Origin of the sequence: Ruminococcus callidus ATCC 27760, assembly GCF_000468015.1 — a bacterium.
GTDB classification, from domain to species: Bacteria; Bacillota; Clostridia; order Oscillospirales; family Ruminococcaceae; genus Ruminococcus_C; species Ruminococcus_C callidus.
The window spans coordinates 48571-49609 of the sequence record NZ_KI260433.1; the positions used below are offsets into that span (position 1 = coordinate 48571).

General features: G+C 50.4%; 1 protein-coding gene. It reads left to right on the forward strand.

The window, feature by feature from the left end; genetic code table 11:
• Nucleotides 1-315 precede the first annotated feature (315 nt).
• Nucleotides 316-999 carry a ribulose-phosphate 3-epimerase gene (gene rpe, locus RUMCAL_RS09900; RefSeq protein ID WP_117733780.1) on the forward strand — a complete coding sequence of 228 codons (684 nt, stop codon included), beginning with the start codon at nt 316-318 and terminating at the stop codon, nt 997-999.
• Nucleotides 1000-1039 lie beyond the last annotated feature (40 nt).

Consider the following 1039-nt stretch of genomic DNA (forward strand, 5'->3'; position numbering starts at 1 on the left):
ACGCTCTTTGTGCGGTATTGCCTAAAGGCAACACTGCAAGCAGATTGCGTGTAAAGCCGTCAGGCGGGTTTTGTGCGGTGTTGCCGTATATAAACATGCTTTATTATACCGGATTTCCGTGCTTTTGTCAAGTTTTGCGAAAATTCCCGCTGAAGCTGCCGGCAAAAAAGTCACATGTTCTCAGAAAAACGCTATTGACGAATATCCGGATTTATTATATAATATAAAATAAGAAGCATTCTGCATTTTGCTGTGAACCTTCGGCACGCAGCAGAGAAGCAGAACTGCAAAGTTCGGGAGAGGAGCATGACGCTTTTGAAAACAATTCAAATTTCTGCGTCAATTTTGAGTGCAGATATGGCAAACCTGACGGCAGTCACAGAGGGACTGGAACGCGACGGTCTGGACATGCTGCATTTTGACGTGATGGACGGGCAGTTTGTGCCCAATATTACATTTGGTATGCCGGTTCTGGCGGCAGTAGACCACTGCACCAACCTGTTTTTAGATGTACACCTGATGATCGCCGATCCGATCCGCTATGTAAAGCAGTTTGCAGAAGCCGGTGCAGATCTGATCACGTTTCATATCGAAAGCAACAGCGATCCGGCGGCGACGATTGCTGCCATTCATGAAGCCGGCGTCAAGGCAGGCATTGTCCTGAAACCCAACACCCCGTGGGAAGAAGCCATTCCCTATCTGGAGCAGGTAGAAGTGGTGCTTGTCATGACTGTGGAACCGGGATTCGGCGGGCAGTCGTTCCTGTGGGACATGGTGGAAAAGGTAAAGGCATTGCGGCAGTATGCACAGGAACACGGGCTGTCTTACCAGATCGAAGTAGACGGCGGCATCAACGCCGAAACGGCTCCTCGTGTTATTGAAGCCGGTGCGGAAATTCTGGTCATCGGCAGTTACCTGTTCCGGCAGGCAGATCCCAAGGCGGCGATGAATGCCATTCGGGAAGAAGCCGCCGGTCTATCGGCACAGGGCAGAGCATAAATATTTAAGGAAACGCTGCATAAAGCCCGCCTGACGGCTT